The sequence below is a fragment of the Streptomyces sp. NPDC002896 genome (assembly GCF_040295225.1).
In the GTDB taxonomy this organism is placed as follows: domain Bacteria; phylum Actinomycetota; class Actinomycetes; order Streptomycetales; family Streptomycetaceae; genus Streptomyces.
In genome coordinates this window covers 148,380-171,877 of record NZ_JBEOVA010000007.1, presented here as the reverse complement: position 1 = coordinate 171,877, position 23,498 = coordinate 148,380, and the positions used below count along the sequence as shown (strand labels likewise).

The following is a 23,498-nucleotide window of genomic DNA, read 5'->3' as shown; positions in this document are numbered from 1 at the left end:
CCGCATGGGTGACACGGAGGAGGAGGCCCGGCTCGTCGGCGGCCGCTATCGACTGGTCGAGCGCATCGGATCGGGCGGCATGGGCACCGTATGGCGCGCGGTCGACGAGCGTGTGGGACGGGAGGTCGCCGTCAAGGAACCGCGGCTGCCCGGCGATCCGCGGGATCCGGCGCACCGGCGGAGCTACGCGCGGCTGCAGCGCGAGGCGCGGGCCGCCGCGCTGGTGGAGCACCCGGGCGCGGTCGCCATCCACGACGTGGTGACCGAGGACGGGCTCCCCTGGATCGTCATGGAGTTGATCCGAGGCGAGTCGCTGCACGAGGTGCTGGGGCGGGGCGCCCTGTCTCCGGCGGAGTCGGCGCGCATCGGCCTCGCGGTCGTCGGCGCGCTGGCGGCCGCGCACGCCAAGGGGATCGTGCATCGCGACGTGAAGCCCGCGAACGTGCTGCTCGGCCCGCACGGCCGCGTCGTCCTCACCGACTTCGGCATCGCGCACGTCCAGGGCGAGGAATCCCTCACGGTCAGCGGCGAGTTCATCGGCTCCCTGGAATTCATCGCACCCGAGCGGATGTCGGGGCCCGGCGCCGGGGGACCGGCTTCCGACCTGTGGTCGCTGGGAGTTCTGCTGTACGCGGCGGTGGAGGGCTGGTCTCCCTTCCGGCGTACGACGCTCGAGTCCACGCTCGCCGCGATCCTGTCCATCGAGCCGCCCGAGCCGAAACAGGCCGGGCCGCTGGGCCCGCTGATCGTACGGCTGCTGGCGAAGGATCCGGCGCTGCGGCCGGGGGCGGAGGAGGTCGCGAAGGCGCTGCAGGGGCTGGCGCAGGGGCGATGGCCCGAGGCCGCGGTATGGGACGGGCCGGGCTTGGGCGAGGGCGCGTCCGACGGTTCGGGCTCCGGGCGACACGTGCCGGAGCCTCAGGACGCCTCGCTGCTCCTGGAGTTCGGGGACGACGCGGGGACCGTGCGGCTCGCGGGTGTGGCCTCGGTGGCCGCGGGTGGAGGGGCGGCGGACGGTGCCTCCGCCACCGATCGGGACGAGGGGACAACGGATGGTGCCTCGGCTGCCGATCAGGACGAAGGGACAGCGGACGGTGTCCCCGTCACCGATCACGACGACGGGGCCTCGCTCGCCGATCACGACGAGGGGGCCTCGCACGCTTCCGGCCGCCCCGGCGAAGAACCTCCGACCGCACCCGTCGGCGTATCGACCAGCCGCGCCCGGTCCAGAGCCCGCCTCATCGCCGTCACCCTTGCCGGTGCACTGCTGCTCGGCGGCGCCGTGTGGTTCGGGCTGCCGTTGGGGGATGGCGGGGCCGAGGGCAGAGGCGCCCAGGCTTCCCCGTCGGCCTCGGCCACCCGCTCGCCATCGGCCTCGGCCTCCGCATCCCCGGCGGTCAAGTGGATCAGCCACCGCGAGAAGAAGATCAACGCCGAGTTGTCCCTGCCCGAGGACCTGACGGAGTTCGCGCGCGAGGACAGCGACAGCGACCACCAGCGCATCGCCGCCCGGCTGGTCGTCTATGCGAACGATGCCGTGGAGATCCGGCTCACGGTGGAGGACACAGCTCCCGACGACGCCATGACCTGGGCCCACCAGGCGGCCGCGACGTGGAAGGGGTACGACGCCGACGCCAGGACGCAGTACGCGAGGACGTCCTTCAACGGCTACCAGGCGGCGCTCGCGGACACCACCTACGAGGCGGGCGACGAAAGCGACCCGTACCCGCTCCGCTGTGTACAGCTGGTGATCATCACGGACGACGGCGAGTTCTACGAGCTGCGGGCGGACATGCGCAAGGGGACCAAGGCCGAGCGCGAAGGTATGGCGGTCTTCAAGGGTGCGCGCGAGCGCCTCAAGGTGGGGGCGGCCATGGGGAAGTCGGATTAGGCCGCGGTAACCCCGGGTAACCGCCGCTCAGAGTATGTGCTGCCAGCAATCGCTGGCTCCTTGTGCGCAGTCCGTGAAAGCCATTACCGACGGGTACCCAAAAGCTTGCCGTACCCCTACGCTCACGCCCATGACGGACTCGCAGGCCACCGCCCCCACGCCGGGGGCCACCCCGGACAAGACCGGCGCCACGGTCGGTACGAACCCCCTCGCCCCCAGCCCGGCGGGTGCGCGCACGGCGGCCGACGTGGTCACGCCCGAGCTGGTCGCCCAGCTCACCCGAGGCGTCGTGGGCTCCGGCCGGACGGCCAACCACACGCCGTTCACCGGCGAGAAGCTGGCGGACCTGCCCGAGTCCACGCCCGACGACGTCGAGGAGGCCTTCGCGCGGGCCCGCGCCGCCCAGCCGGTGTGGGCCGCGACGCCCGTACGGCAGCGGGCCGCCGTGCTGCTCCGCTTCCACGACCTCGTACTCGCCCGCCAGGCCGAGGTGCTCGACCTCATCCAGCTGGAGACCGGCAAGGCCCGGCTGCACGCGCACGAAGAGGTGCAGGCCGTGGCCGTGGCCGCCCGTCACTACGGCCGCAAGGCCCCCTCCTATCTGCGCCCCAAGGGGCACACCGGAGCCGTACCGACCTTCACCAAGGTCGCCGAGCACCGCCACCCGCGCGGCGTCGTCGGCCAGATCGCGCCCTGGAACTACCCCCTCGAACTGTCCGTCGGCGACGCCCTGCCCGCCTTCGTCTCGGGCAACGCGGTCGTCATGAAGCCCGACACGGAGACCGCCCTGACGGCCCTGTGGGCGCGTGACCTGCTGATCGAGGCCGGGCTGCCCGCCGAGGTCTTCCAGGTGGTGCTCGGCGAAGGACCGGTCGTCGGCCCCGAGGTCGTCAAGCACGCCGACTACGTCTCGTTCACCGGCTCCACGCGCACCGGCCGAGAGGTCGCCCGGGGCGCCGCCGACCGCCTGATCGGCGTGTCCCTCGAACTCGGCGGCAAGAACGCCATGCTGGTGCTCCAGGACGCCGACATCGAGAAGGCCGCGGCGGGCGCGGTGCGCGCGTGCTTCTCGTCCGCGGGCCAGCTGTGCATCTCCATCGAGCGGCTGTACGTCCACGAGTCGGTCGCGGACGCGTTCGTGGAGCGCTTCGCGGCGCGGACGAAGGCGATGCGGCTCGGTACGTCCCTCGCGTACGGCGCGGACATGGGCTCGCTGGTCGGTCCCAGGCAGTTGGAGACCGTGACCCGGCACGTCGACGAGGCCGTCGCGAAGGGCGCCAAGGTGGTGGCCGGTGGCGTGGCCCGCCCGGACATCGGCCCGTACTTCTTCGAGCCGACCATCCTCGACGGCGTCGAGGCCCCCATGGCGGTCTGCACCGAGGAGACCTTCGGCCCGGTCGTCTCCATCTACCGCTTCAAGGACGAGGACGAGGCCGTAGAGCTCGCCAACTCCACGCCGTACGGCCTCAACGCGTCGGTCTGGACGAAGGACGGCCGCCGCGGACGGCAGGTCGCGGCACGCCTGCGCAGCGGGACGGTCAACGTCAACGAGGGGTACGCGTCGGCGTACGGCAGCGTCCAGTCGCCGATGGGCGGCATGAAGGACTCCGGCCTCGGCCGCCGCCACGGCTCCGAGGGCATCCTCAAGTACACGGAGGCGCAGACCGTCGCCCATCAGCGGATCATGCCGATGGCCCCCGCGTTCGGCATGGACGACGAGAAGTACGCGGCGTTCATGAGCCGGAGCCTGAAGGTGATGAAGGCACTGCGCCTGCGCTAGAGAGCGCCCGATCTCAACAGTCTCAGCAGGTCTCAACGAGGAGAGCCAGTGTCACAGGAGGAGTCTGCCCAGATCCGGGGCGACGAGGGCCACGACGACCCGTACGACTACGACGTCATCGTCGTAGGTTCCGGCTTCGGCGGCTCGGTGTCCGCGCTGCGGCTGACCGAGAAGGGGTACCGGGTCGGCGTCCTGGAGGCGGGCCGCCGTTTCACGCGCGAGAGCCTGCCGCGCAACTCCTGGGACCTGAAGAACTATCTGTGGGCGCCGGCGCTCGGCCTCTACGGCATCCAGCGCATCCATCTGCTGGGCAACGTGATGGTGCTGGCGGGCGCGGGCGTCGGCGGCGGCTCGCTGAACTACGCCAACACCCTCTACGTACCGCCGGCCGCGTTCTTCAACGACCCGCAGTGGAAGGACATCACGGACTGGCAGGACGAGCTGAAGCCGTACTACGACCAGGCCGAGCGGATGCTCGGAGTGCGGCTCAACCCGACGATGACGCCGTCGGACGTCCATCTGAAGGCGACCGCGGAGGCCATGGGCGTCGGCGACACCTTCCACATGGCACCGGTCGGTGTCTTCTTCGGCGACGGCAAGGACGCCGACGGTTCGGAGGCGGTCAGGGCCGAACCAGGCCGGGAGGTCGCAGACCCGTATTTCGGCGGGGCCGGCCCGTCCCGCAACGCCTGCACCGAGTGCGGCGAGTGCATGACGGGCTGCCGCCACGGCGCGAAGAACACCCTCAACGAGAACTACCTCCACCTCGCCGAGAAGGCCGGGGCGGTCGTGCACCCTATGACGACGGTCGTCACGGTCACCGAGGACTCGCAGGGCGGCTTCGCCGTCGCCACACTGCCCACGGACGACAAGCGCAAGGGCGAGCGACGGACGTACCGGGCCCGCCGCGTCGTCATCGCGGCCGGTACGTACGGCACGCAGACGCTCCTGCACCGCATGAAGGACGGCGGTCAGCTGCCGTACCTCTCCGACAGGCTCGGCACCCTGACCCGCACCAACTCCGAGGCGCTGGTGGGCGCGATGACGGACAACCGCCGCTACCGCAGGAAGCACGGCGCCGCAAAGGCCGACTTCACCAAGGGCGTGGCGATCACGTCGTCGATCCACCCGGACGCGAACACGCACATCGAGCCGGTCCGCTACGGCAAGGGCTCGAACGCGATGGGCAGCCTGACGACCCTGCAGGTGCCGTACCGGCCGGGTGCTCGCGTGCGCGCCTGGCTGGCGAACCTGGTCTGCCACCCATGGCTCGCCGTGCGCCAGCTGTCCAACCGGCGCTGGTCGGAGCGGACCATCATCGGCCTGGTCATGCAGTCGCTCGACAACTCCCTGACCACGTACCGCAAGCCGAACGGCATCGGCAAGGGACTGCTCACCGCCCGCCAGGGCCACGGCGCCCCGAACCCGCAGCAGATCCCTGAGGCCACGCAGGCCGCGACCCTCCTCGCCGAGGAGATCAACGGCTTCGCCGGCTCCAACATCGGCGAGCTGATGGGCACCCCGCTGACGGCCCACTTCCTGGGCGGCTGCCCGATCGGGGACTCGCCCGAGACCGGTGTGATCGACCCCTACCACCGGGTCTACGGCCACTCGGGCATCTCGGTCGTCGACGGCGCCGCCGTCTCGGCGAACCTGGGCGTCAACCCGTCCCTGACGATCACCACGCAGGCCGAACGGGCCATGTCCTTCTGGCCGAACAAGGGCGAGGAGGACCAGCGTCCAGCCCAGGGCGCCGCGTACGAGCGGCTCGCGCCCGTCGCGCCGAAGGCCCCGGTCGTCCCGGCGGACGCGTTCGGCGCGCTGAAGCTGCCGTTCCTGGGGATGCCGGCGGTGCCCCCGAAGCGGTCGTAGCCGCCGCCCGCCCCCAGGGGCAGTGGCCGCGCCGCCCGAGAGGGACCCGCCATGCGAAAAGGACCCGCGCTCCCCTCCGAGCGCGGGTCCTTTTCCGTATGTGGAGCTAGGCCTGTGCCTTACGCGGCAGCGCCCTCGCTCTTACGACGGCGGACGACGAAGATCGCACCGGCACCGCCGACGACCGCGACTCCGCCGATGAGGCCGATGGTCGGCAGCATCGAGGAGGAACCGGTCTCGGCGAGGTTGCCCGTGGCCGGGATCTCGTCGGCGCCGCCCTGCGGCTCCTTGCCGCCGGCCGGCTTGTCGCCCTTGCCCGGCCCGGCCTCGCCCGGGTTGTCGTTGCTGCTGCCGGACGGGAGGACGGTGAACTCGTAGAACGCGAACGAGCTGTGCGTGCAGTTCTTCTCTTCGTCCACGTAGCCGCCGAGGCCGATGGTGAAGCCGTCGCCGGCAGGCGCCTTCGAGCTGATGTTGACGCGCAGCTTGATGGCGACGACCTCCTTGGCACCCAGCGACGTCTCGCCGAAGTACCAGCCGTTGCCGACCTCGTCGGCGATCGACTCCCAGGCCTTGGTCGCGGGGTTGAAGTACTCGAGCTGGGCGTAGGTGCTCAGCCAGTCCTTCTCGTTGTCGCTGTCCGAGTAGTTGTCCACGGCCGCGAGCCACTGGACGGTACCCAGAGCCTTGTCGCTCTTGTTGGAGGCGGTCAACGTGAAGTTGTGCCAGCCGCTGCCCGCGACGATCTTGCCGGGCAGACCGGAGACGCTCAGGTCCAGCTGGGAGTCGACGTCGACACCGTCCTCGTCGACCGGGCACTCCTCGGGCCACTCGGACGGCTCGGCGCTCGGGGACGCGGACTCGCTCGGCGAGGAGGACGCGCTGCTCTCGCCGGCGGCCGGGGTGCTTTCGGCCGCCGCGGGGGTGCTCTCGGTGGCAGCGGGGGTGCTCTCCTCCGCCGCGGGGGTGCTCTCGGTGGCGGCAGGGGTGCTCTCCTCCGCCGCGGGGGTGCTCTCGGTGGCGGCGGGGCTGCTCTCCTCCGCCGCCGGCGAGCTGCTCTCCGACGTCGTGGTCGTGGAGGTGTCGTCCGCGAACGCGGCCGGCGCCGAAAGCAGTGCAATCGGGGCTATGACAGCCGTCGCGGCCGCAGCGGCCATGGCACGGCGAAGCTTCATGAAGACCTCAGTGAATTCCGGCGTACTGCGACACCGCAGTACGAAGTTGAGGAGGCCTCCGCCTCATGGGGGGACGCGGATGTGGCCGTTGGTTCCGAACATGTGACCCGTGGTGCCTGCGAATGGTTGTGCCCGTTCTCAGGGAATTCTTATGTGGCCTGCATCACGCCTCCTCGTGGGTCTTCTTCAAGTCCCACAGCCCCGGTTGCCTGCCAACGGTCACCCGTACCTGAGAGCGGGTGGTGGGTGGCGGGCGCGAGTCCGCCCGCGTCCGCTGTGAACCGCCTGTCAGGTCGTTGTGCGGTCGTGATCCAGTCCGTACAACCATTTCCGCGATCTTGGATCGTTATGTAAATCGCTGGCAAAACGGACTTGTTGGGGGCTTGGATGGCGCTTCCGCGGACGGATTCGGGTTTCCGTCCGGACGGCCTTTCGGGCCGTGGAACATGAAGGTGGAGAACAAGACGTGAAGTCAGCTGCGCAGCGGGCCCTCGTGGCCGCGTCCGTGGTGGCCGCTCTGGGACTGACCGCCGCGTGCGGCGGCAGCGGCGGCGAGGGTGGCGCCAAGGCGTCGCCGAAGGAGACCTCTCAGGGTAAGGAGTCCGCGGCCGCGGAGGCCGGGGCCAAGGCGCTGACCGCCGCGCAGCTGGAGAAGGCCGTCGTCGCCGGCGCCGACCTCAAGGGCTACAAGATCGAGAAGATGTCCGCCGCGGACATGCCGTCCGAGATCGTGCCCGCCGACCCGGCCGAGTGCCAGCCGCTCGCGGACATGTTCATGTTCACCACCCAGCCGAAGTCGCAGGCCCGCACCGGCCGCACTCTGACCCACGTCAACGAACTCGACGCCACGGTCACCTCCCTCGCGCTCCTCGCGCACGAGCAGGCCGACGCCGAGAAGGTCATGGCGGGGCTGCGCACCGCCACCGAGAAGTGCACCGGCTACGAGCACGCCGACTACAAGTACAGCGGCGTGCAGGCGCTGGACGCCCCCGACGCCGGCGACGAGGCCGTCTCGTACAAGGTCACGGGAGACATAGACGGCGACACCGTGCCGATGGCCTTCACGGTCGTCCGCAGCGGCTCGACCGTCGCTGCCTTCTACGCCATGAACATGCTCGACGGCAAGAAGACCGAGGTTCCGGCGGAGGTCGTCGAGGCCCAGGTGGCCAAGCTGGAGAAGGTCAGCGGCTGAGCACCGCTTCCCAAAAACGAGAGACCGGTCGGCCCCGGGCGTCCCCGGAGCCGACCGGCCCTTTGTTGACCGGGCTGCTGTCCCCTGCCGTCCGGTCACATCTCTGGAGCGAGGTCCCACGACGCACAGCATGATCCGTACGCCTCATCGCTCCAGCGGAGCCACGCGTGGTTCTCCAACAAGCCGCCCCTGGCTGGCACGGACACCCGGACCAACGAAGCCCGCGAAACCCGGGTCACGCGCCGTACGGGTGAGAGGGGATGCGAACGTGTGCGCGGCTGTACGCCTGTGCTCGTACCGGCCGTCGGCACGAGCACACCTGCGGGCGCCACGTGCGTCGTAGCACGTCAGACACGGCCCCGGCACAGCTCCAGCAGCGTCATCGCCAGCGACGTGCCGGGCTTGCCCAGCGCGTCCCTGTAGCGGCCGAGCACCTCCATCTCGCGGGAGAGGTTCACACGGCGTCCGCCGGATGCGATCCGTGCGTCCTGGATCACGGCCGAGACGGCCATCCGTTCTTGGACCAGGCCGATGATCCTGTCGTCGAGCGCGTCGATGCGCTCGCGGGCGCCGGTGATCAGGCCGGCGGCCTCCTCGGTGCGGGCGCCGGTCTTCTCTGCGGAGGTGGTGGTCATCTCGGTTGCTCCTTGTCGGGGCGGTGCCCCTGGTCGGGGTGGTGCCCCGGAGCGGCAGGGCCCGTAACGACAGAGCGCCCCGGGCCTTGTCGGCCCGGGGCGCCTGGGAAGTCGCTTGTCAGTTGCTCAAGCAGCACGACCATGGCATCCGGCGGGCCGGTTGCCATAGGTAAAGACGAAGGTCTGGTGCTTGCGCATGCGATCAGTATGGCCCCCACCGCGGGCAGCGTCCAAGCGGGTTCGGATGGTGAGACGAAGGCCGAGGCAAGGTGCCGGGGGAGGGGCGGGGCCTGTGCACGGCCAAGGGCGGTATGCGCACCCCGGTAGAATCGACATATCAGACCCCCTGCCAGGCGCAGACCGGGCTGATGCCAGACCCCTCTGCTCACGCAGATCCGCCTGCTCAACGCCGGAAGGCCGCCGCCGTGCCATCAGCGTCCCCCGCCGCCCCCGACACCGTCCTGGTCGTCGACTTCGGTGCGCAGTACGCCCAGCTCATCGCCCGCCGCGTCCGTGAGGCCCGGGTCTACAGCGAGATCGTGCCGAGCACCACGCCGGTCGAGGAGATGCTCGCCAAGAACCCCGCGGCGATCATCCTCTCCGGCGGCCCCTCGTCGGTGTACGAGGAGGGCGCGCCGACGGTCGACCGCGCACTGTTCGAGGCCGGAGTCCCCGTCTTCGGCATGTGCTACGGCTTCCAGCTGATGGCGACCACGCTCGGTGGCGTGGTCGACAACACGGGCGCCCGTGAGTACGGCCGTACGCCGCTCGCCGTCTCCCGCCCCGGCTCGACCCTCTTCGAGGGCACCCCGGCCGAGCAGGCCGTGTGGATGTCGCACGGTGACGCCTGCTCCGCCGCGCCCGAGGGCTTCACGGTCACCGCGTCCACGGACGTCGTGCCGGTCGCGGCCTTCGAGAACGACGACAAGAAGCTTTACGGCGTGCAGTACCACCCCGAGGTGATGCACTCCACGCACGGCCAGCAGGTCCTCGAGCACTTCCTCTACCGAGGCGCCGGCCTGAAGCCGTCGTGGACCACCGGCAACGTCATCGAGGAGCAGGTCGAGGCGATCCGCGCCCAGGTCGGCAACAGGCGAGCGATCTGCGGCCTGTCCGGCGGCGTCGACTCCGCGGTCGCGGCCGCGCTCGTGCAGAAGGCCATCGGCTCGCAGCTGACCTGCGTGTACGTCGACCACGGCCTGATGCGCAAGGACGAGACCGAGCAGGTCGAGAAGGACTTCGTCGCGGCCACGGGCGTCCAGCTCAAGGTCGTCGACGCGGAGGAGCGGTTCCTCAGCGCACTCAAGGGCGTCTCGGACCCCGAGGAGAAGCGGAAGATCATCGGCCGCGAGTTCATCCGGGTCTTCGAGCAGGCCCAGGCCGAGATCATCGCCGAGGCCCCCGACGACCAGCCGGTCGAGTTCCTGGTGCAGGGCACCCTCTACCCGGACGTCGTCGAGTCCGGCGGCGGCACCGGCACCGCGAACATCAAGTCCCACCACAACGTGGGCGGCCTGCCCGAGGACCTCGAGTTCAAGCTCGTCGAGCCGCTGCGCAAGCTGTTCAAGGACGAGGTCCGGATGGTCGGCGCCGAGCTGGGCCTGCCGGACGAGATCGTCCAGCGTCAGCCGTTCCCGGGTCCCGGCCTCGGCATCCGTATCGTCGGCGAGGTCACCAAGGAGCGCTTGGACCTGCTGCGCGAGGCCGACGCCATCGCCCGCGAGGAGCTCACCGCGGCGGGCCTCGACCGCGACATCTGGCAGTGCCCGGTCGTGCTGCTCGCGGACGTCCGCAGCGTCGGCGTCCAGGGCGACGGCCGGACGTACGGCCACCCGATCGTGCTGCGGCCCGTCTCGTCCGAGGACGCGATGACGGCCGACTGGTCGCGCCTGCCGTACGACGTGCTGGGCAGGATCTCCACCCGGATCACCAACGAGGTCAAGGACGTCAACCGCGTCGTGCTCGACGTGACGAGCAAGCCGCCGGGGACGATCGAGTGGGAGTGATCTCCCTGCACACGTGAAACGGCGCCGTCCACATCTGTGGGCGGCGCCGTTCGCGTGCGTGCCTCAGGTCCGTTTGACCGTGCGTACCGCCTCGCCCGGCTTCCACACCTCCACGACCAGGTACTTGTCGTCCTCGACGGACGTCCGCACCACCTCCGTCACCTCGGCGCGGAAGAGCTGGAACGGCTCGGGCGGCTTGACCTCGCCCGCATAGAGCGCCCGGGTCTCCGGGTCCTCGACCTCGATCGCGCGGCCGGAGATCCGGACGTCACCGCCAGCCATGTCGGTGCCGGAGCCGGGGTTCGCCTGGAGCGCGAAGCGCGGATCGCGCCGGAGATCGAGCCCCTTGAGGGAACCCGGCATCATGCCGAACCACAGCTCGCCGCGCACAAACTGCACTTCGAGCCCGGTGGTGCGGGGTGAGCCGTCCTTGCGGAGGGTCGCAAGGACGTGATGCGTGAACTTTCCGAAGCGGTCTTCGACGGTCCTGGCGAGTTCGGGTTCGGCTGCGGAGAAGGCTGCCCAGTTGTTCGACTGCGACGTCATACGGGGAGTCTGGCGCGGAAACCCGACATCCTCTGTCGTCTTAACGCGCGTCTTTCCGTGCCGTGTCGCCGTCGGTTTCCTCACCGGTCTCTTCACATCCCTGCCCTGTTCTCCTGCACTGACCGGCGGTAACTTCCTCCCCCAAGCTCTCGACTTCTCCCCCAGTGCCTTAAGGGCCTGGGAGGTACCCCCAGAGCCGGGGCCCCGTACGACCAGTTCCGCACACCGACGGCCGGAGGACTTCACCCATGCACGCGCCCGTGCCCATACCGACCGATCAGCTGCAGTTCGCGATGCCGCCGGTGCACGACTCGGTCGCCGACGAACGGCATTACCGCAAGGAACGGCTCGCCGGGGCCCTGCGCGTGTTCGGGCGGCTCGGATACGAGGACGGGGTGTCCGGACACATCACCGCGCGGGACCCCGAGTACACGGACTGCTTCTGGGTGAACCCCTTCGGGGTGCCGTTCCAGCACGTCACCACCGGTGATCTCGTCCTGGCCAACGCGGAGGGGCAGGTCGTCGAGGGCCGCCACCACGTCAACCAGGCGGCGTTCACCGTCCACGCGCAGGTACACGCCGCCCGCCCCGACGTGGTCGCCGTCGCGCACTGCCACTCGGTGTACGGGCGCGCGCTGTCGACGCTGCGCGAACTTCTCGACCCCATCACCCAGGAGTCGTGTGCCTTCTACGAGGATCACGCCCTCTACGACGACTACACGGGCGTCGCCGTGGACGCGGAGGAGGGGCGCCGGATCGCGTCGGCGCTCGGGCCGCGCAAGGCGGTGATCCTGCGGAACCACGGGCTGGTGACGGTCGGCGACTCGGTCGACGCGGCGGCCTGGTGGTTCATCTCGATGGAGCGTTCCTGCCAGGTCCAGCTGAGCGCCAGGGCCGCGGGCCGGCCGACGCTGATCGACCACAAGCAGGCGGTGGCGACCCGCGAACAGCTCGGCGGCGATCTGGTGGCGTGGATCAACTACCAGCCGCTGTGGCGTGCCGTCAGCAGCACGGAACCCGATCTTTTGTCGTAGGAGCGGGCCGCCGGCGCAGACGCGCGCGCCCTCGTCGTAGCCGTGAGAAGTGGCTCAGAACCCGCGCAGCACCGCCCGCTTCGTGGCCGCGAACTCCTCGTCGGTCAGGACGCCTTCGCGATGCAGTGCGCCCAGTTCGCGCAGGCGGCGCAGCAGGACGTCGTGGTCCACGGGGCCGGTCTGCGCGGGCGGCGGCGCGTCGTCACGGGGGACCGCCGGGCGTGGCAGGGACCGGACGGCGTTCTCGCCGGTGCGGGTGGAGGGGTGCGGCAGCCGGGCCGTGACCGCGGTCGCGACCAGGGCCGTCAGCAGGTCCCGGCGAGCGTTGCCCCACAGGTCCACGGCGTACGGGTCCTTCTCCGGCGGCAGTTTGGAGAGGACCGTCTCCCTGGTGACGAACCGGAGGAAACCGTCCTCGTACCCGGAGTTGGGCAGCCACTCGACCGAGACGAGATCGCCGAGCTCCATGATGCGCGGCCCCGTCGCCCGCTTCACCCGGTCCGAGCCGTCGCTCCAGTCGATACGGACCTGTGTGCCGTCGAACGAGACCGTTCCGTCGCTGGACCGCACCGACACCGGCACCGGCGGGCCCATCAGCAGATACGACGACGTGGGGTCCTTCGGTATCTGCTCAAGCAGCAGGGCCTGGCGGATCTCCTCAGCGACGTACTCGGCGACGCCCGAGCGGTCCGCGTCGACGATCAGCCGGTAGGGGTCGGCGGCGTCGGGCATCCGGCCGCCCGTGGCCTGGAGCAGCGGGTCGGCGCCCTCGCGCAGTCGGATGCGCAGGCGCCCGCGCTTGCGTTCCGGCTCGAAGGCGACGCCGGCCACGGCTTCCAACGGCACCGCCACCTCCCCGTACGTCTGGCGGAACAGCGATACGGAGCGGTGGAGGCCGGGTGTGATCCGGACGGTGGCGCCGTCGAACGCCCATGCCCCGTCGCGCTGGATGATCTCGGCCATACCGAAATTCTCGCAGTCGGGTCAACACAGCAGTTCCGCAATCACCCGTCCTGACCTGACCCGCGGGAACGGCGACGGTTGCGGTGCGGCACAATTCCCTGACACTGCAGGCAGATTTGACGGACAAGAATCCCATAACGGGAGCAAAAACCGATAACGGGATCTACGAGATCTTCGGGATCTGCCAGATGCACGGGATGTTCGGAACTTTCGGGATTTCAGGAAGCGGCGCGGGAAGGCGGCGGCGGTCGTGGCGGTGCAGGAGGCGAGACAGGGCTCCCACGAGGGCGGCTGCGCGTGCGGCGACTGCCCGCACGGCGCGCGCGAAGGACACCGTCGTGCCGTGGCGGCGTTCCTCGCGAAGCGCGACGAGCTGGCGGCCGGGCAGGGCCTGCCCGCGGCCGTCGCACACTCGGCCGGCGCCTCACGGCAGTGGGTGTCGGACGAGCTGACGCAGTCCGCGGACCTCGTCGCCGAACGCAGCCGCGCCGAGGGCGGGGCATGGCTGGCCCGGCTGTGGCGGCGCACCCTCGTCGTCGTCTGGGTCGCCGTCGCCGTACTGCTTCTGGTGCAGGCGCTCACGGCGATCGGCGCCGGATGGACGGCTGCCCGGACGGCCGGGCTGCTCGCGGCGCTCGTAGCGGCCGCCCTGCTGAGCGGCGCGGGTTATGCGCACCGGGCGCGCGGCGGGGTGCTCGCGCCGGTGATCGGCGAGGACAACCGGCTGTCGACATCGCGGGCCGTGGCGGCATCCTGGGTGCTGTTCGTCGTCTTCGCCGTGCTCGTGCTCGCGGGCGAACTCGCGGCCGCCTCGGGCCGTCGGGAGCGCGACGAGCTGATCGCCGGGCTCGAACTCGCCCGCGGCGCCGGGGTGGTGACCGTCGTCGCCGTGGTGTGCGTCGTCGCCGTCCTCGTACGCCGGGTCGTGGCGCTGCGCGTACTCGGCCAGCGGCTGCAGAAGGTGCGCGCCGACCGGCCCCGGGCCGCCGACCTGCTCACCGACGACGCGGGCCGCGGCAGCTTCGCCGACACGCAGTACGTCCTGGTCAGCGCGGTCGCCGTGATCTTCGCGGCGGTACGGCTCGCGCGCCGCCCCGAGCAACTGCCCGATCTGCCGTGGGGCCTCGCGCTGCTCGTGCTCGTGTCGGCCGCGACGTATCTCGCCGGCAAGTACGCGGAGGGCGGCCGGCCGGTGATCCTCTCGGTCGTACGCGCCCGGGAGGCCGGCGACCTGGACGCACCCATCCGTACGGGCGACGACATCGAGATCCGCGGCGCCGGTTTCGTCCCGCCCGGCGCGGGCACCGCGGACCGGCTGGCCCGCATGGTCGTCCGGATCGGCACAGTGCACGCCCATGTGCCGCTCGTCCCGGTGCCCGGCGGCTTCACCAACCCCACGGACGCCGTGCTGACGGTGCCGGTGCCCGTCGATGTCGAGCCCGGCCGCGTCGAGGTCCAGGTGATCACGGCGGCGGGCGTCGAGACGAACCCGTGTGTGATTGACGTGGTGGACTGAGGCGGGGAGTGCGGGCCGGGTCGGTCCGGGTGCGGCGCGCCGTACGGGTGCGGTGATTCCGCCGAATAGTTGGGGACATACCGCCGAATCGCTGGAAGATGCCGCGCAATTGTTGGGTCTGCCGACGAATACGTCATATGCCTGGTGAACCGCGCCTTCGTGGCGTACGTGTTAAGTCTGTTGAATGCTGAAGAGACAGGGCATGAGAGGCGGCTCAGGGCGATGGTGCACGGTATGCGGACGGACAGTCACATCAGTTATGTCAATGGAGACCGCAGCGACTGGCGGGACACCGCGACCCGCTTTGCGCTGGTCCCGTTGCGGATCTTCCTCGGGTTCACCTTCATCTATGCGGGCATCGACAAGTTCACGGACAGCGCCTTCATGTCCGCGACGGGGACGGGCTCGATCGGCGAGATGATGCGCGGAGTGCGCGACGTCTCCGCGATCCCCTCGCTCGTCGACCTGGCGCTGAAGAACCCGGTCGGCTTCGGGTACGCCATCGCCCTCGGTGAACTGGCCGTCGGCATCGGCACCCTGTTCGGCTTCCTGACCCGGCTCGCCGCGCTCGGCGGTGCCCTGATCTCCCTGAGCCTCTGGCTGACGGTGAGCTGGGCGACCGAGCCCTTCTACTACGGCAACGACCTGGCGTATCTGATGGCCTGGCTGCCGCTGGTCCTTGCGGGCGCGTCGGTGCTGTCGGTGGATGCCGTCATCAGGGCGCGGCGCGGGCGGGCGGGCCAGTACGCGTAGGCGGGGAGACGGGTACACGCGAGGGGCCGGGCCGCTCAGGGTGCCGGAGGCGGGCGGTCCGAAGGCCGCCTGCCGGTGGCGGTTCGCCGGCTGCGGCGTACCGCGTAGGTCGTCCCCGTGGTGACCGCGGCGAGGAACAGGCCGCCCGCCACGATCGGGATGATCGCGTACCACGGTGTCTCCCAGGCCCCGCGGGCGTCTCCGAGGTAGGCGACCCCCGCGGCCAGCAGGAACGCGCCCGCGACCAGCTTCCCCGGCTGGAACTCATGACGCGGCACGGACCACCTCCGCCTGTCCGACGCCCACTTCCAGCCGCAGGTCGACGGTCCCGCCGTCCTTGCCGCTGCCCGCCGGAGGTTCCAGCGTCACGTTCTTCTCCTTGCCCGGGGCGACGTCCACGTCCCGCTGGTCCTCGCCCGGCAGCTGGATGTCGCCGATGCCCACTTCTACGTGCAGTCTCACCGTCGCGTCCGGCGGGACGACGACCTCGATACGGCCCATGCCTACCTCGGCGCGCGTGGTCAGCGTCTCGCCCTCGCCGATGTCCACACGGCTGAGGTCGAGCGTGCCGACGCCCGTGCCCAGCTGGTACGCCGGCTGGACCTTCGCGACCGTGGCGGGTGCCCACTCCGTGCGCGCCCAGTGCGTGGTGATGTCCTTCGGCAGAGCCGCCGACATCGCCAGGAGTCCCGCCGTGATGACCGCGAGCAGGATCGACCCGACCCCCGTACGGCCGGCGAAGGCGCTGATCGCGATGCCCAGCGCGAACACGGTCAGCGCAGCCGCGAGACCGGTCTGGAGGCTGGTGGCGAGGGTGTGGTCGTCCCAGGTCAGGCCGGTGCCGAGAGCCGCCGCGGCGAGTGCCAGCAGGAACACCCAGCCGCCGATCCAGCGCGGGCCGTGCGAGCCGTGACCGCGCTCGCCCGACTGGGGCGGGCGTGCCGCGGTCGTCGGTGCTGTTGTGTACGTGCCGGCCGGGTGGATCCGCCGGGAGGTGCTGGGCGCGGAGGCGGAGCCCTGCAGCTCCGGAGGGCCCCACAGGTAGCCCGTGCCGCCGACGTGTGTGCCGTCCTTGACGATCGGATCGCGCCACCAGGACGGTATGGGGCCGGTGACGGGGGGCGCTTGGGCTTCCGGCGGGGCGTCCGCCACCGCCTGCGCGGCGAGCGGGTCGGCTTCCGCGGTGCCGCGCTGCGCCGACCAGTAGCCGGCACCGGCGAGGAGCAGCGCCAGCACCGCGGCGAAGGTGAGGACCCCGCCGTTGTTCAGCATCGACAGGAACAGGCCGCAGCCGACGAGCGCGCAGAGCACGGCCGTCAGAGCCGGGCCGTCGACGCGGCCCGACAGCAGCCTGCGCGCCTCGTTCTCCTCTTCGTCGTCGAAGGGTACGAACAGCCAGGCGAAGCCGTAGAAGAGGAGGCCCAGGCCGCCGGTGACGGCGAGGACGGCGAGACCGATCCGGAAGATCACCGGGTCCATGTCGCACTGGCGGCCGAGGCCGGAGCAGACCCCGCCCAGCATCTTGTGCCGGCGGTCCCGGCGGAACTTCGACGGGGGCGCCGACTCGGGGGGCGCCGGCTCGGCGGGGTCCCGGGCGGCGTCGGACGGACTACCGCCCGGGGCGCCGACTGCGCCTTCGGCGGCGCGCTGCTGATCCGTCATACGTCCATGGTGACGGCCGATGCCGCCCGACGGCAGCGGGTCCGACCCTGGACGAACCCTGATATTGAGCCCTGAGGTCGTCCCGGGCCTCCGGCCGGTGGGCGGCTGGTTCGCCACCTGCGGGTGGGTGGGCCCGGGCCGTTGTGGGAAATCGTTCCGCTGGGCCGGGGGCACCTCCCAGCGGTCGCTGGGGGAGGGTGGGCACAACCCACGACGGCGGGCGCCTCGCGTGGGACCTGTGCCCAGTCGAAGGGCAGGCGCAGATGCGGCGGGTGGGCCGGGCCCGGACGGGGCTCCGGGAAGTCTCCGGGTCCAACCCTGATGTCCCGCGCCGCAAGGCATGTGACCATCGGTGGCATGCCGGAAGCCGCCGCCCCCACCGCCGCCCCGCGCCCCCTCCGCAAGCTCTACCGCAGCAGCGACGGCCGCTGGCTCGGCGGAGTGGCGAGGGGCCTCGCCGGGCACCTCGGTCTGCCCGTCGGCTGGGTGCGGCTCGTCTTCGTCGGGCTGTTCATGGCGCACGGCTTCGGCGCCCTGCTGTACGCGGCCTTCTGGTTCTTCGTCCCGCTCGGCGTAGGCGGCGTCGACGCCGAGCGCCCCCCGGCGGTCACCACGGAGACGGCCCCCGACGGCCGCCGCAGGCTCGTGGCCCGCAAACCGGACAAGGGCCAGATCGTCGCACTGCTCGCCATGGTCGTCGTGGCCATGGTCTTCCTCAGCACCGTCGACCTGGGCGGCCCCGCCACCGCGTACCTGTGGCCGACCCTGCTCGTCGGCGCCGGCGTCGCCCTGGTCTGGCGCCAGGCGGACAACGCGCGGCGGGCCCGCTGGATGGAGGTCGGCCGACGCCGCCGCACCCTGACCCTGGTGCGCTCGGCGGCGGGCGTGCTGCTCGTCGGCACCGGCGTCACCGGCATCTTCGTGCTGCAGGGCTCGGCCGAGAACCTCGGCTCCGTACTCCAGGCGGCGCTCGCCGTCCTCGTCGGCATAGCCCTGCTCGCCGGTCCCTATCTCGTACGCATGACCCAGGACCTGTCCGAGGAGCGCCTGATGCGTATCCGCGCGCAGGAGCGGGCGGAGGTCGCCGCACATGTGCACGACTCGGTCCTGCACACGCTGACGCTGATTCAGCGCAACGCCGAGAACCCCGGCGAGGTGCGGCGCCTGGCCCGTGCGCAGGAGCGCGACCTGCGTGCCTGGCTGTACAAGCCGGAGGGCACCGGCAAGGACGAGGCCGAGGAGCCGGACACGCTCGCCGAGGCCGTGCGGCGCAGTGCCGCCGAGGTCGAGGACAAGCACGGCGTTCCCATCGAGGTCGTGGTCGTCGGCGACTGCCCGCTCGACGAGAAACTGGGCGCACAGATGCAGGCCGCGCGGGAAGCGATGGTGAACGCCGCCAAGTACGGTGGCGAGGGCGGCGCGGTGCAGGTCTATGCCGAGGTCGAGGACCGGACCGTCTTCGTGTCGGTCCGGGACCGTGGGCCCGGTTTCGACCTGGATTCCGTGCCCGAGGACCGGATGGGCGTACGAGAATCGATCATCGGCCGAATGCAGCGCAACGGCGGTACGGCGCGGCTGCGTGCCGTACCGGACGGTGGCACGGAGGTCGAACTGACCATGGAGAGGGCGGAGAGGACGTCATGAGCGACGTGGCGGGGGCGAACGAGCCGACCGGGACGAGTCCTGCGGAGCGTTCCGAGGGCGCGGCGGGGCGTCGCGTACGGGTCGTCCTGGTCGACGACCACCGTATGTTCCGCACGGGAGTCCAGGCGGAGATCGGCCAGACCGCGGAGACCGGGGTCGAGGTGGTCGGCGAGGCCGCCGACGTCGACCAGGCGGTCGCGGTCATCACCGCGACGCGCCCGGAGGTGGTGCTGCTCGACGTGCATCTGCCCGGCGGCGGAGGCGTGGAGGTGCTGCGGCGGTGCGCCGCGTTGATGGCCGACGCCGAGCGGCCCGTCCGCTTCCTGGCACTGTCCGTCTCGGACGCCGCCGAGGACGTCATCGGCGTCATCCGCGGCGGCGCGCGCGGCTATGTCACCAAGACCATCACGGGCAGCGACCTGGTCGATTCGATCTTCCGCGTGCAAGAGGGAGACGCGGTCTTCTCGCCGCGTCTGGCCGGGTTCGTCCTCGACGCGTTCGCGTCCACCGACGCTCCGCCGGTCGACGAGGACCTGGACCGTCTCACCCAGCGCGAGCGCGAGGTGCTGCGGCTCATCGCCCGCGGTTATGCGTACAAGGAGATCGCCAAGCAGCTGTTCATCTCAGTGAAGACGGTCGAGTCGCATGTGTCGGCGGTGCTGCGCAAGCTCCAGCTCTCGAACCGGCACGAGCTGACCCGCTGGGCCACGGCGCGCCGCCTGGTCTGACCGAGCCGGTCCGACCAGCCGTTCGACAGCGCCGGGGCCCAGTGGTCCCACCGGCCACCCGCTTTCGCCCGGCCCCGTCGGCCCCCTGTGGTCAGCTGCTGCCGAGGGCCCTCTTCAGTTCGGCCTTGTTCATGCTGGAGCGCCCGTCGATGTTCCGGCGCTTCGCCTCCGCGTACAGCTGGTCGTACGTCGGTCCCTGGGAGCCGGAGTGGGACCGCTCGCCGCCGCGCTTCGGCGCGGGCTTGTCCTGGATCGAACTACGGCTTGCGGTGCGGGACTCGCCAGCCTGCGCACGTTCCTTGTTCACCGTGCGGGCGGCGATCTCCTTGGCCCGCTTCGTGCTCTCTCCGCGCTGTTCGGCACTCTCCTTGATGTGCTCGTACTGACGCTCTCGTTTCGGGCTGGATCCTCTTGGCATGATCGCCACCTGGCTGTTTCTCTGTGCTTGGCTCGGGTGTTCTCTGCTTGGCTTGTGTGTTTCTCACCGCACCGCTTGCGCAGCTCGATTCGGCTCGATTCAGGTCGATCGGCCAGAGTCGGCTCAGGCGGCCTTCTTCCGGCGCGTGGCCTTGCTCAAGGCGTCTATGAGCTCTTCGCGGGTCATCCGGGACCGGCCCGGAACTCCGATTTCCGTGGCTCGCTCGTAAAGCTCTTCCTTCTTCATTTTCTTCAGTTCCGGGCCCGGTTCCGGCTTCGGTGTCCGGGCGCCCGGCGGACTGCCGCGGGCTGCCTTCTTGTGCCGCTTACCGCCGGATTTCTCCCCCGCCCGGTCGATGCTGGCCTGAAGGGCCTGCATCAGATCGACGACATTCGTTGCCTCGGGCGGCTCCTCCGCGACGGCGATCTCCTCGCCCTGGCGCTTGGCCTCGACGAGTTCCGCGACCTTTTCCTCGTACGTGTCCCGGTATTCCTCCGGGTTCCAGTCGACCGAAAGACCGTCGATGAGGCGGAGCGCCAGGTCCACTTCCTTGTCGGACAGGTCCACGCTTTCCGGCAGACCGGGCACCGCCTGGTGCGGGGCGCGTATTTCGTCGGCCCAGTGCATGGTCTGCAGGACGAGGACCTCGGGCTGGGCGCGCACGGCCGTCAGATACTGCTTGCTGCGCATCACGAACGTGGCGATCCCGGCGCGGTTGGATCTCTCAAGAGCGGTGCGCAGCAGCTGGTAGACCTTCGCGTACTCCTTGCCGCGCGGCCCCAGGTAGTACGTCCTGTCGAAATACACCGGCTCCACGTCGTTCAGGTCCACGAAGCCGCTGATCTCCACCAGCTGGGACTTTCCGGGGGCGATCCGGTCGAGCTCCTCGCGCTCGACGACGACGTACTCCCCGTCCTCCTCCTCGTCGCCGGGGGGGGGGTAGCCCTTGACGATGTCCTCGAAGCGCACCTCCTTGCCCGTGCGCTCATTGACGCGCTTGTTGCGGACCCGGACGGAGGTGCCGCGCTGCAGCTGGCGGAAGTGCGTGGTGTGGTCCTCGATGGCCGTGTACAGCGACACGGGGACCGTCACCAGGCCGAAGCTGAGGACGCCCGACCAGATCGGTCGCGCCATCGCGGATCACCTCCGCTTTCCGGGGTTCCGCATTCCGGGTTCCGCGTCCCGGATTCCGCGTTCCGTCAGGGGAAGCGGCGTCAGGGGAAGCGGTCAGCCGCCCGGAGTGATCCGGCCGCGCCAGGCGCCCGATTCGGTGCCGCGCTCCTCGATGTAGTGCTTGAAGCGCTTCATGTCACCCTTGGCCCGGCGGCCGATGACGCCCACCATGTCGGCGGTCTTCTCCGCGAGACCGGAGGGCTCGACGTCCAGGGCGAGGTTGACCCGGGTGTGCGTGTCGTCCAGGCGCTGGAATGTCACCACGCCCTTCTGCTTCACCTCGCCGGAGGTGGTGCGCCAGGCGACCCTTTCGTCGGGGAGCTGGTCGACGATTTCCGTGTCGAACTCCCTGCGGGCCCCGGCGATATTCGTCACCCAGTGGTTGTGCCGGTCGTCGATCTGCCTGACCTGTTCCACACCCTCCATGAAATTCGGGAACTCCTCGAACTGCGTCCACTGGTTGTACGCGGTGTGCAGCGGGACGTCCACGTCGACGGACTCCATGGTCGTGCTCATGAGGTGTCTCCTCCTTTCGGCGGGGACCGCGCTCCGGCGATCCTCCGAGCAGCAGGAATCGTCGCTATCCGGCTTCCCCTAAGAGGAGGGCCTAACCAACTGGGCTTGTTCTGATTCGCGTCGATATGCGCCCGGGGTGTGGGGCATGGAGGTGCCCACGCAGGCTGTGCCGCGGTCGCACGACCGACACGGTGCCGCCGGAGCTACGCCACCCGGGTCGCCCCCGCGAACGGCATCTGGTCGATGGGCGCGATCCGTACCGGCGCGCTCGGGTTCGGGGCGTGGATCATCCGGCCGCTGCCCACGTAGATGCCGACATGGCTCACGCCCGAGTAGAAGAAGACCAGATCGCCCGGGCGCAGTTCGGAGCGCGGGATGCGCCGGCCGGCGTCGATCTGGGCATACGTCGTGCGGGGCAGCGAGACGCCCGCCGAGCGGTACGCGGCCTGGGTGAGGCCGGAGCAGTCGAAGGCGTTCGGCCCTGTGGCGCCCCATACGTAGGGCCTGCCCAGCGCCCGGTACGCGTAGGAAACGGCTGCGGCCGCCCGGGAGTTGGGTGCGGCGACCGATCCGCCGGGGAGGGCCCCGAGACCGTCGGAACCGGGATTGCCGTACGCGCCCCCCGCCCCGTCCCCGAAGATCCCGTCGCGCTCGTCCGCCGGGAGGCCGTTGAGGAGCCGCCGCGCCTCGGCCAGCTTCGTCGTCACCGTCTTCTTGTGCCGCTTCAGTTCCGCCTGGCGGGCCTGAAGTTCGTCGAGCCGGCCGTCGGCCTCCTCGCGAAGCTGCTCGATCTGCTGGAGCTGCTTCTCGACGCCTGCGACGTCCGCGGCCTGCCGGTGCCCAGCGCGCTCCGCCAGCGCCGCGCGCTCCAGATACTGGTCGGGGTTGGAGGAGAGCGCCAGCTCCACGCCCGGGTCGAGGGCGCCTGAACGATACTGCGCAGCGGCGGCCGAACCCAGAGCACCGCGCGCGGAGTTCAGCCGCTCCATCCTGCGGGCCGCCTCGTCCCGGAGCTCGTCGACGGCCTTCTCGGCCTCGCCGGCCTTCTCCTTCGCGCCGTTGTACTTCTCGGTGGCGATCTCCGCCTCGTGGTAGAGCTCGTCGACCTTGGCCTTCACCTGGGCCGGGGTGAGATCCGGCGCCGCCTGACCGGTGCCGTCGAAGGCCGTCGCGGTCGCCGCTCCGGCGAGCGCGAGGGTGGTGGCGGCGGTGCGGGCAGTATGGCCGCTGAGCGAGCGCTGTCGGGGCTTGCGGTGCGCTGCCACGGGGCTCCACGTCCTTCCGGGGGCGTGCGACCGCCGAGGAAACCGCGGTGGGGACGGGTGCCCGGCGGCGGCCCGCACAGGGGGAGCACGCCGCCGCCGGACCTTCTCGGCGGTGGTGTCCGACTGCCGCCCCTGACCGGGCGGCGGTGGGGAGTCGGTCACCTGGGGAAGCACGCTAAACCCCTCCGTCACCGGCCGGTGACGCGATGTGCGCAACTGGCCGGAGTGGACTGCCCGTGCCCGTATGTGACCGCGGACCCGACGGGCCGCCGCCCCCTTGCCGTACGCCTGTGACCGTTGCGCCGAAGTGGCACCCCTGCCCGGAGGCCGGTGCTATCGGCCCGGTTAGGCTCCGGCCTCATGGACGTACTCATCCATCTCTTCGTCGGCCTGCACATCATCGGCATAGCCTCGCTCCTGGGTGGTTTTTTCACCCAGATGAAGGCGATGGGCGAGGGCACGGCCCGGTTCGGCCCGGCGATGCTGCACGGCGCGCTCACGATGCTCGTCACCGGCGTGATCCTGGTCGGCCTCAACCAGGCCGACGACCAGCCCGTCAACAACATCAAGATCGGCGTGAAGCTGGCACTGCTGATCGTGATCCTCGGGCTCGTCTACGTGAAGCGCGACGAGGAGACGGTGGACAAGAAGCTGTTCGGCCTGGTGGGGCTGCTGACCATGGCGAACGTGTTCATCGCGGTGCTGTGGACGTGAAGGTCGGGCTGATGC

General features: G+C 70.6%; 21 protein-coding genes. 11 read left to right on the top strand and 10 right to left on the bottom strand.

Features of this window, described 5'->3' with window-relative positions:
• The first annotated feature begins 4 nt into the window (after positions 1–4).
• From ABT009_RS14575 to ABT009_RS14565, 3 genes are all read left to right on the top strand, one after another.
• Positions 5–1,891: a serine/threonine-protein kinase gene (locus ABT009_RS14575; RefSeq protein WP_351293322.1), complete on the top strand. Its 1,887-nt coding sequence runs from the start codon at positions 5–7 to the stop codon at positions 1,889–1,891.
• A gap of 130 nt (positions 1,892–2,021) precedes the next feature.
• Complete coding sequence (locus tag ABT009_RS14570; protein WP_351293319.1) at positions 2,022–3,671, top strand: succinic semialdehyde dehydrogenase; 1,650 nt, start codon at positions 2,022–2,024, stop codon at positions 3,669–3,671.
• 48 nt (positions 3,672–3,719) lie between these two features.
• Positions 3,720–5,543, top strand: a complete 1,824-nt coding sequence (locus ABT009_RS14565; protein WP_351293316.1) for a GMC family oxidoreductase N-terminal domain-containing protein — start codon at positions 3,720–3,722, stop codon at positions 5,541–5,543.
• 119 nt (positions 5,544–5,662) lie between these two features.
• Here ABT009_RS14565 and ABT009_RS14560 read toward each other — a convergent pair whose 3' ends face one another.
• The gene (locus tag ABT009_RS14560) at positions 5,663–6,718 is read right to left on the bottom strand and encodes an LAETG motif-containing sortase-dependent surface protein (protein WP_351293313.1); all 1,056 of its coding nucleotides are present in this window, start codon (positions 6,716–6,718) and stop codon (positions 5,663–5,665) included.
• A gap of 466 nt (positions 6,719–7,184) precedes the next feature.
• Between ABT009_RS14560 and ABT009_RS14555 the strand changes: the two genes are divergently transcribed.
• On the top strand, positions 7,185–7,910 hold the full coding sequence (locus tag ABT009_RS14555) for a hypothetical protein (protein ID WP_351293310.1): 726 nt from the start codon (positions 7,185–7,187) through the stop codon (positions 7,908–7,910).
• Between the two features lie 347 nt (positions 7,911–8,257).
• Here the strand turns inward: ABT009_RS14555 and ABT009_RS14550 are convergent, their stop codons facing one another.
• The gene (locus ABT009_RS14550) at positions 8,258–8,545 is read right to left on the bottom strand and encodes a chorismate mutase (RefSeq protein WP_351293308.1); all 288 of its coding nucleotides are present in this window, start codon (positions 8,543–8,545) and stop codon (positions 8,258–8,260) included.
• A 425-nt stretch (positions 8,546–8,970) separates the two neighbouring features.
• Here ABT009_RS14550 and guaA point away from each other — a divergent pair, with 425 nt between their 5' ends.
• The gene (gene guaA, locus ABT009_RS14545) at positions 8,971–10,551 is read left to right on the top strand and encodes a glutamine-hydrolyzing GMP synthase (protein ID WP_351293305.1); all 1,581 of its coding nucleotides are present in this window, start codon (positions 8,971–8,973) and stop codon (positions 10,549–10,551) included.
• A gap of 63 nt (positions 10,552–10,614) precedes the next feature.
• Here guaA and ABT009_RS14540 read toward each other — a convergent pair whose 3' ends face one another.
• On the bottom strand, positions 10,615–11,097 hold the full coding sequence (locus ABT009_RS14540; RefSeq protein ID WP_351293302.1) for a pyridoxamine 5'-phosphate oxidase family protein: 483 nt from the start codon (positions 11,095–11,097) through the stop codon (positions 10,615–10,617).
• 248 nt (positions 11,098–11,345) lie between these two features.
• Between ABT009_RS14540 and ABT009_RS14535 the strand changes: the two genes are divergently transcribed.
• Positions 11,346–12,131: a class II aldolase/adducin family protein gene (locus tag ABT009_RS14535; protein WP_351293299.1), complete on the top strand. Its 786-nt coding sequence runs from the start codon at positions 11,346–11,348 to the stop codon at positions 12,129–12,131.
• Between the two features lie 54 nt (positions 12,132–12,185).
• Here ABT009_RS14535 and ABT009_RS14530 read toward each other — a convergent pair whose 3' ends face one another.
• Positions 12,186–13,094: a DUF4429 domain-containing protein gene (locus ABT009_RS14530; RefSeq protein ID WP_351293296.1), complete on the bottom strand. Its 909-nt coding sequence runs from the start codon at positions 13,092–13,094 to the stop codon at positions 12,186–12,188.
• 250 nt (positions 13,095–13,344) lie between these two features.
• On the opposite strand from ABT009_RS14530, the gene ABT009_RS14525 reads away from it, so the two are divergent.
• Together ABT009_RS14525 and ABT009_RS14520 are read left to right on the top strand one after the other, a co-directional pair.
• Positions 13,345–14,610 carry a hypothetical protein gene (locus ABT009_RS14525; RefSeq protein ID WP_351293293.1) on the top strand — a complete coding sequence of 422 codons (1,266 nt, stop codon included), beginning with the start codon at positions 13,345–13,347 and terminating at the stop codon, positions 14,608–14,610.
• A 222-nt stretch (positions 14,611–14,832) separates the two neighbouring features.
• The gene (locus ABT009_RS14520; protein ID WP_351293290.1) at positions 14,833–15,363 is read left to right on the top strand and encodes a DoxX family protein; all 531 of its coding nucleotides are present in this window, start codon (positions 14,833–14,835) and stop codon (positions 15,361–15,363) included.
• Positions 15,364–15,398: 35 nt separating this feature from the next.
• Here ABT009_RS14520 and ABT009_RS14515 read toward each other — a convergent pair whose 3' ends face one another.
• Together ABT009_RS14515 and ABT009_RS14510 are read right to left on the bottom strand one after the other, a co-directional pair.
• A complete protein-coding gene (locus tag ABT009_RS14515; RefSeq protein ID WP_351293287.1) occupies positions 15,399–15,641 on the bottom strand; it encodes a hypothetical protein in 243 nt (80 codons plus the stop codon).
• Positions 15,628–17,025, bottom strand: a complete 1,398-nt coding sequence (locus tag ABT009_RS14510; protein WP_351293284.1) for a PspC domain-containing protein — start codon at positions 17,023–17,025, stop codon at positions 15,628–15,630. Before ABT009_RS14510 ends, ABT009_RS14515 begins: the two co-directional genes overlap by 14 nt.
• Before the next feature lie 357 nt (positions 17,026–17,382).
• Between ABT009_RS14510 and ABT009_RS14505 the strand changes: the two genes are divergently transcribed.
• A complete protein-coding gene (locus ABT009_RS14505; protein ID WP_351293281.1) occupies positions 17,383–18,669 on the top strand; it encodes an ATP-binding protein in 1,287 nt (428 codons plus the stop codon).
• Complete coding sequence (locus ABT009_RS14500) at positions 18,666–19,397, top strand: LuxR C-terminal-related transcriptional regulator (RefSeq protein WP_351293278.1); 732 nt, start codon at positions 18,666–18,668, stop codon at positions 19,395–19,397. Before ABT009_RS14505 ends, ABT009_RS14500 begins: the two co-directional genes overlap by 4 nt.
• Before the next feature lie 91 nt (positions 19,398–19,488).
• Here ABT009_RS14500 and ABT009_RS14495 read toward each other — a convergent pair whose 3' ends face one another.
• The 4 genes from ABT009_RS14495 to ABT009_RS14480 all read right to left on the bottom strand — a co-directional run bounded on the left by ABT009_RS14495 (position 19,489) and on the right by ABT009_RS14480 (position 22,769).
• Positions 19,489–19,815, bottom strand: coding sequence for a plasmid stabilization protein (locus ABT009_RS14495; protein ID WP_351293275.1), 327 nt, complete (start codon positions 19,813–19,815; stop codon positions 19,489–19,491).
• A 123-nt stretch (positions 19,816–19,938) separates the two neighbouring features.
• Entirely contained in the window at positions 19,939–20,949 is a 1,011-nt protein-coding gene (gene ku / locus ABT009_RS14490; protein WP_351293272.1) for a non-homologous end joining protein Ku, read from the bottom strand.
• Between the two features lie 93 nt (positions 20,950–21,042).
• Complete coding sequence (locus tag ABT009_RS14485; RefSeq protein ID WP_351293269.1) at positions 21,043–21,504, bottom strand: SRPBCC family protein; 462 nt, start codon at positions 21,502–21,504, stop codon at positions 21,043–21,045.
• Positions 21,505–21,707: 203 nt separating this feature from the next.
• Positions 21,708–22,769, bottom strand: a complete 1,062-nt coding sequence (locus ABT009_RS14480) for a C40 family peptidase (protein ID WP_351293266.1) — start codon at positions 22,767–22,769, stop codon at positions 21,708–21,710.
• Positions 22,770–23,129: 360 nt separating this feature from the next.
• Between ABT009_RS14480 and ABT009_RS14475 the strand changes: the two genes are divergently transcribed.
• Entirely contained in the window at positions 23,130–23,483 is a 354-nt protein-coding gene (locus tag ABT009_RS14475; RefSeq protein ID WP_351293264.1) for a hypothetical protein, read from the top strand.
• Positions 23,484–23,498: the final 15 nt, after the last annotated feature.

Bases quoted from the DNA above. Each gene is read 5' to 3' on its own strand.
- ABT009_RS14575 (WP_351293322.1), top strand. From the start codon at position 5: ATGGGTGACACGGAGGAGGAGGCCCGGCTCGTCGGCGGCCGCTATCGA.
- ABT009_RS14570 (WP_351293319.1), top strand. From the start codon at position 2,022: ATGACGGACTCGCAGGCCACCGCCCCCACGCCGGGGGCCACCCCGGAC.
- ABT009_RS14560 (WP_351293313.1), bottom strand. From the start codon at position 6,718: ATGAAGCTTCGCCGTGCCATGGCCGCTGCGGCCGCGACGGCTGTCATA.
- ABT009_RS14550 (WP_351293308.1), bottom strand. From the start codon at position 8,545: ATGACCACCACCTCCGCAGAGAAGACCGGCGCCCGCACCGAGGAGGCC.
- ABT009_RS14540 (WP_351293302.1), bottom strand. From the start codon at position 11,097: ATGACGTCGCAGTCGAACAACTGGGCAGCCTTCTCCGCAGCCGAACCC.
- ABT009_RS14535 (WP_351293299.1), top strand. From the start codon at position 11,346: ATGCACGCGCCCGTGCCCATACCGACCGATCAGCTGCAGTTCGCGATG.
- ABT009_RS14530 (WP_351293296.1), bottom strand. From the start codon at position 13,094: ATGGCCGAGATCATCCAGCGCGACGGGGCATGGGCGTTCGACGGCGCC.
- ABT009_RS14520 (WP_351293290.1), top strand. From the start codon at position 14,833: ATGGTGCACGGTATGCGGACGGACAGTCACATCAGTTATGTCAATGGA.
- ABT009_RS14510 (WP_351293284.1), bottom strand. From the start codon at position 17,025: ATGACGGATCAGCAGCGCGCCGCCGAAGGCGCAGTCGGCGCCCCGGGC.
- ABT009_RS14505 (WP_351293281.1), top strand. From the start codon at position 17,383: ATGCCGGAAGCCGCCGCCCCCACCGCCGCCCCGCGCCCCCTCCGCAAG.
- ABT009_RS14500 (WP_351293278.1), top strand. From the start codon at position 18,666: ATGAGCGACGTGGCGGGGGCGAACGAGCCGACCGGGACGAGTCCTGCG.
- ABT009_RS14495 (WP_351293275.1), bottom strand. From the start codon at position 19,815: ATGCCAAGAGGATCCAGCCCGAAACGAGAGCGTCAGTACGAGCACATC.
- ku (WP_351293272.1), bottom strand. From the start codon at position 20,949: ATGGCGCGACCGATCTGGTCGGGCGTCCTCAGCTTCGGCCTGGTGACG.
- ABT009_RS14485 (WP_351293269.1), bottom strand. From the start codon at position 21,504: ATGAGCACGACCATGGAGTCCGTCGACGTGGACGTCCCGCTGCACACC.
- ABT009_RS14475 (WP_351293264.1), top strand. From the start codon at position 23,130: ATGGACGTACTCATCCATCTCTTCGTCGGCCTGCACATCATCGGCATA.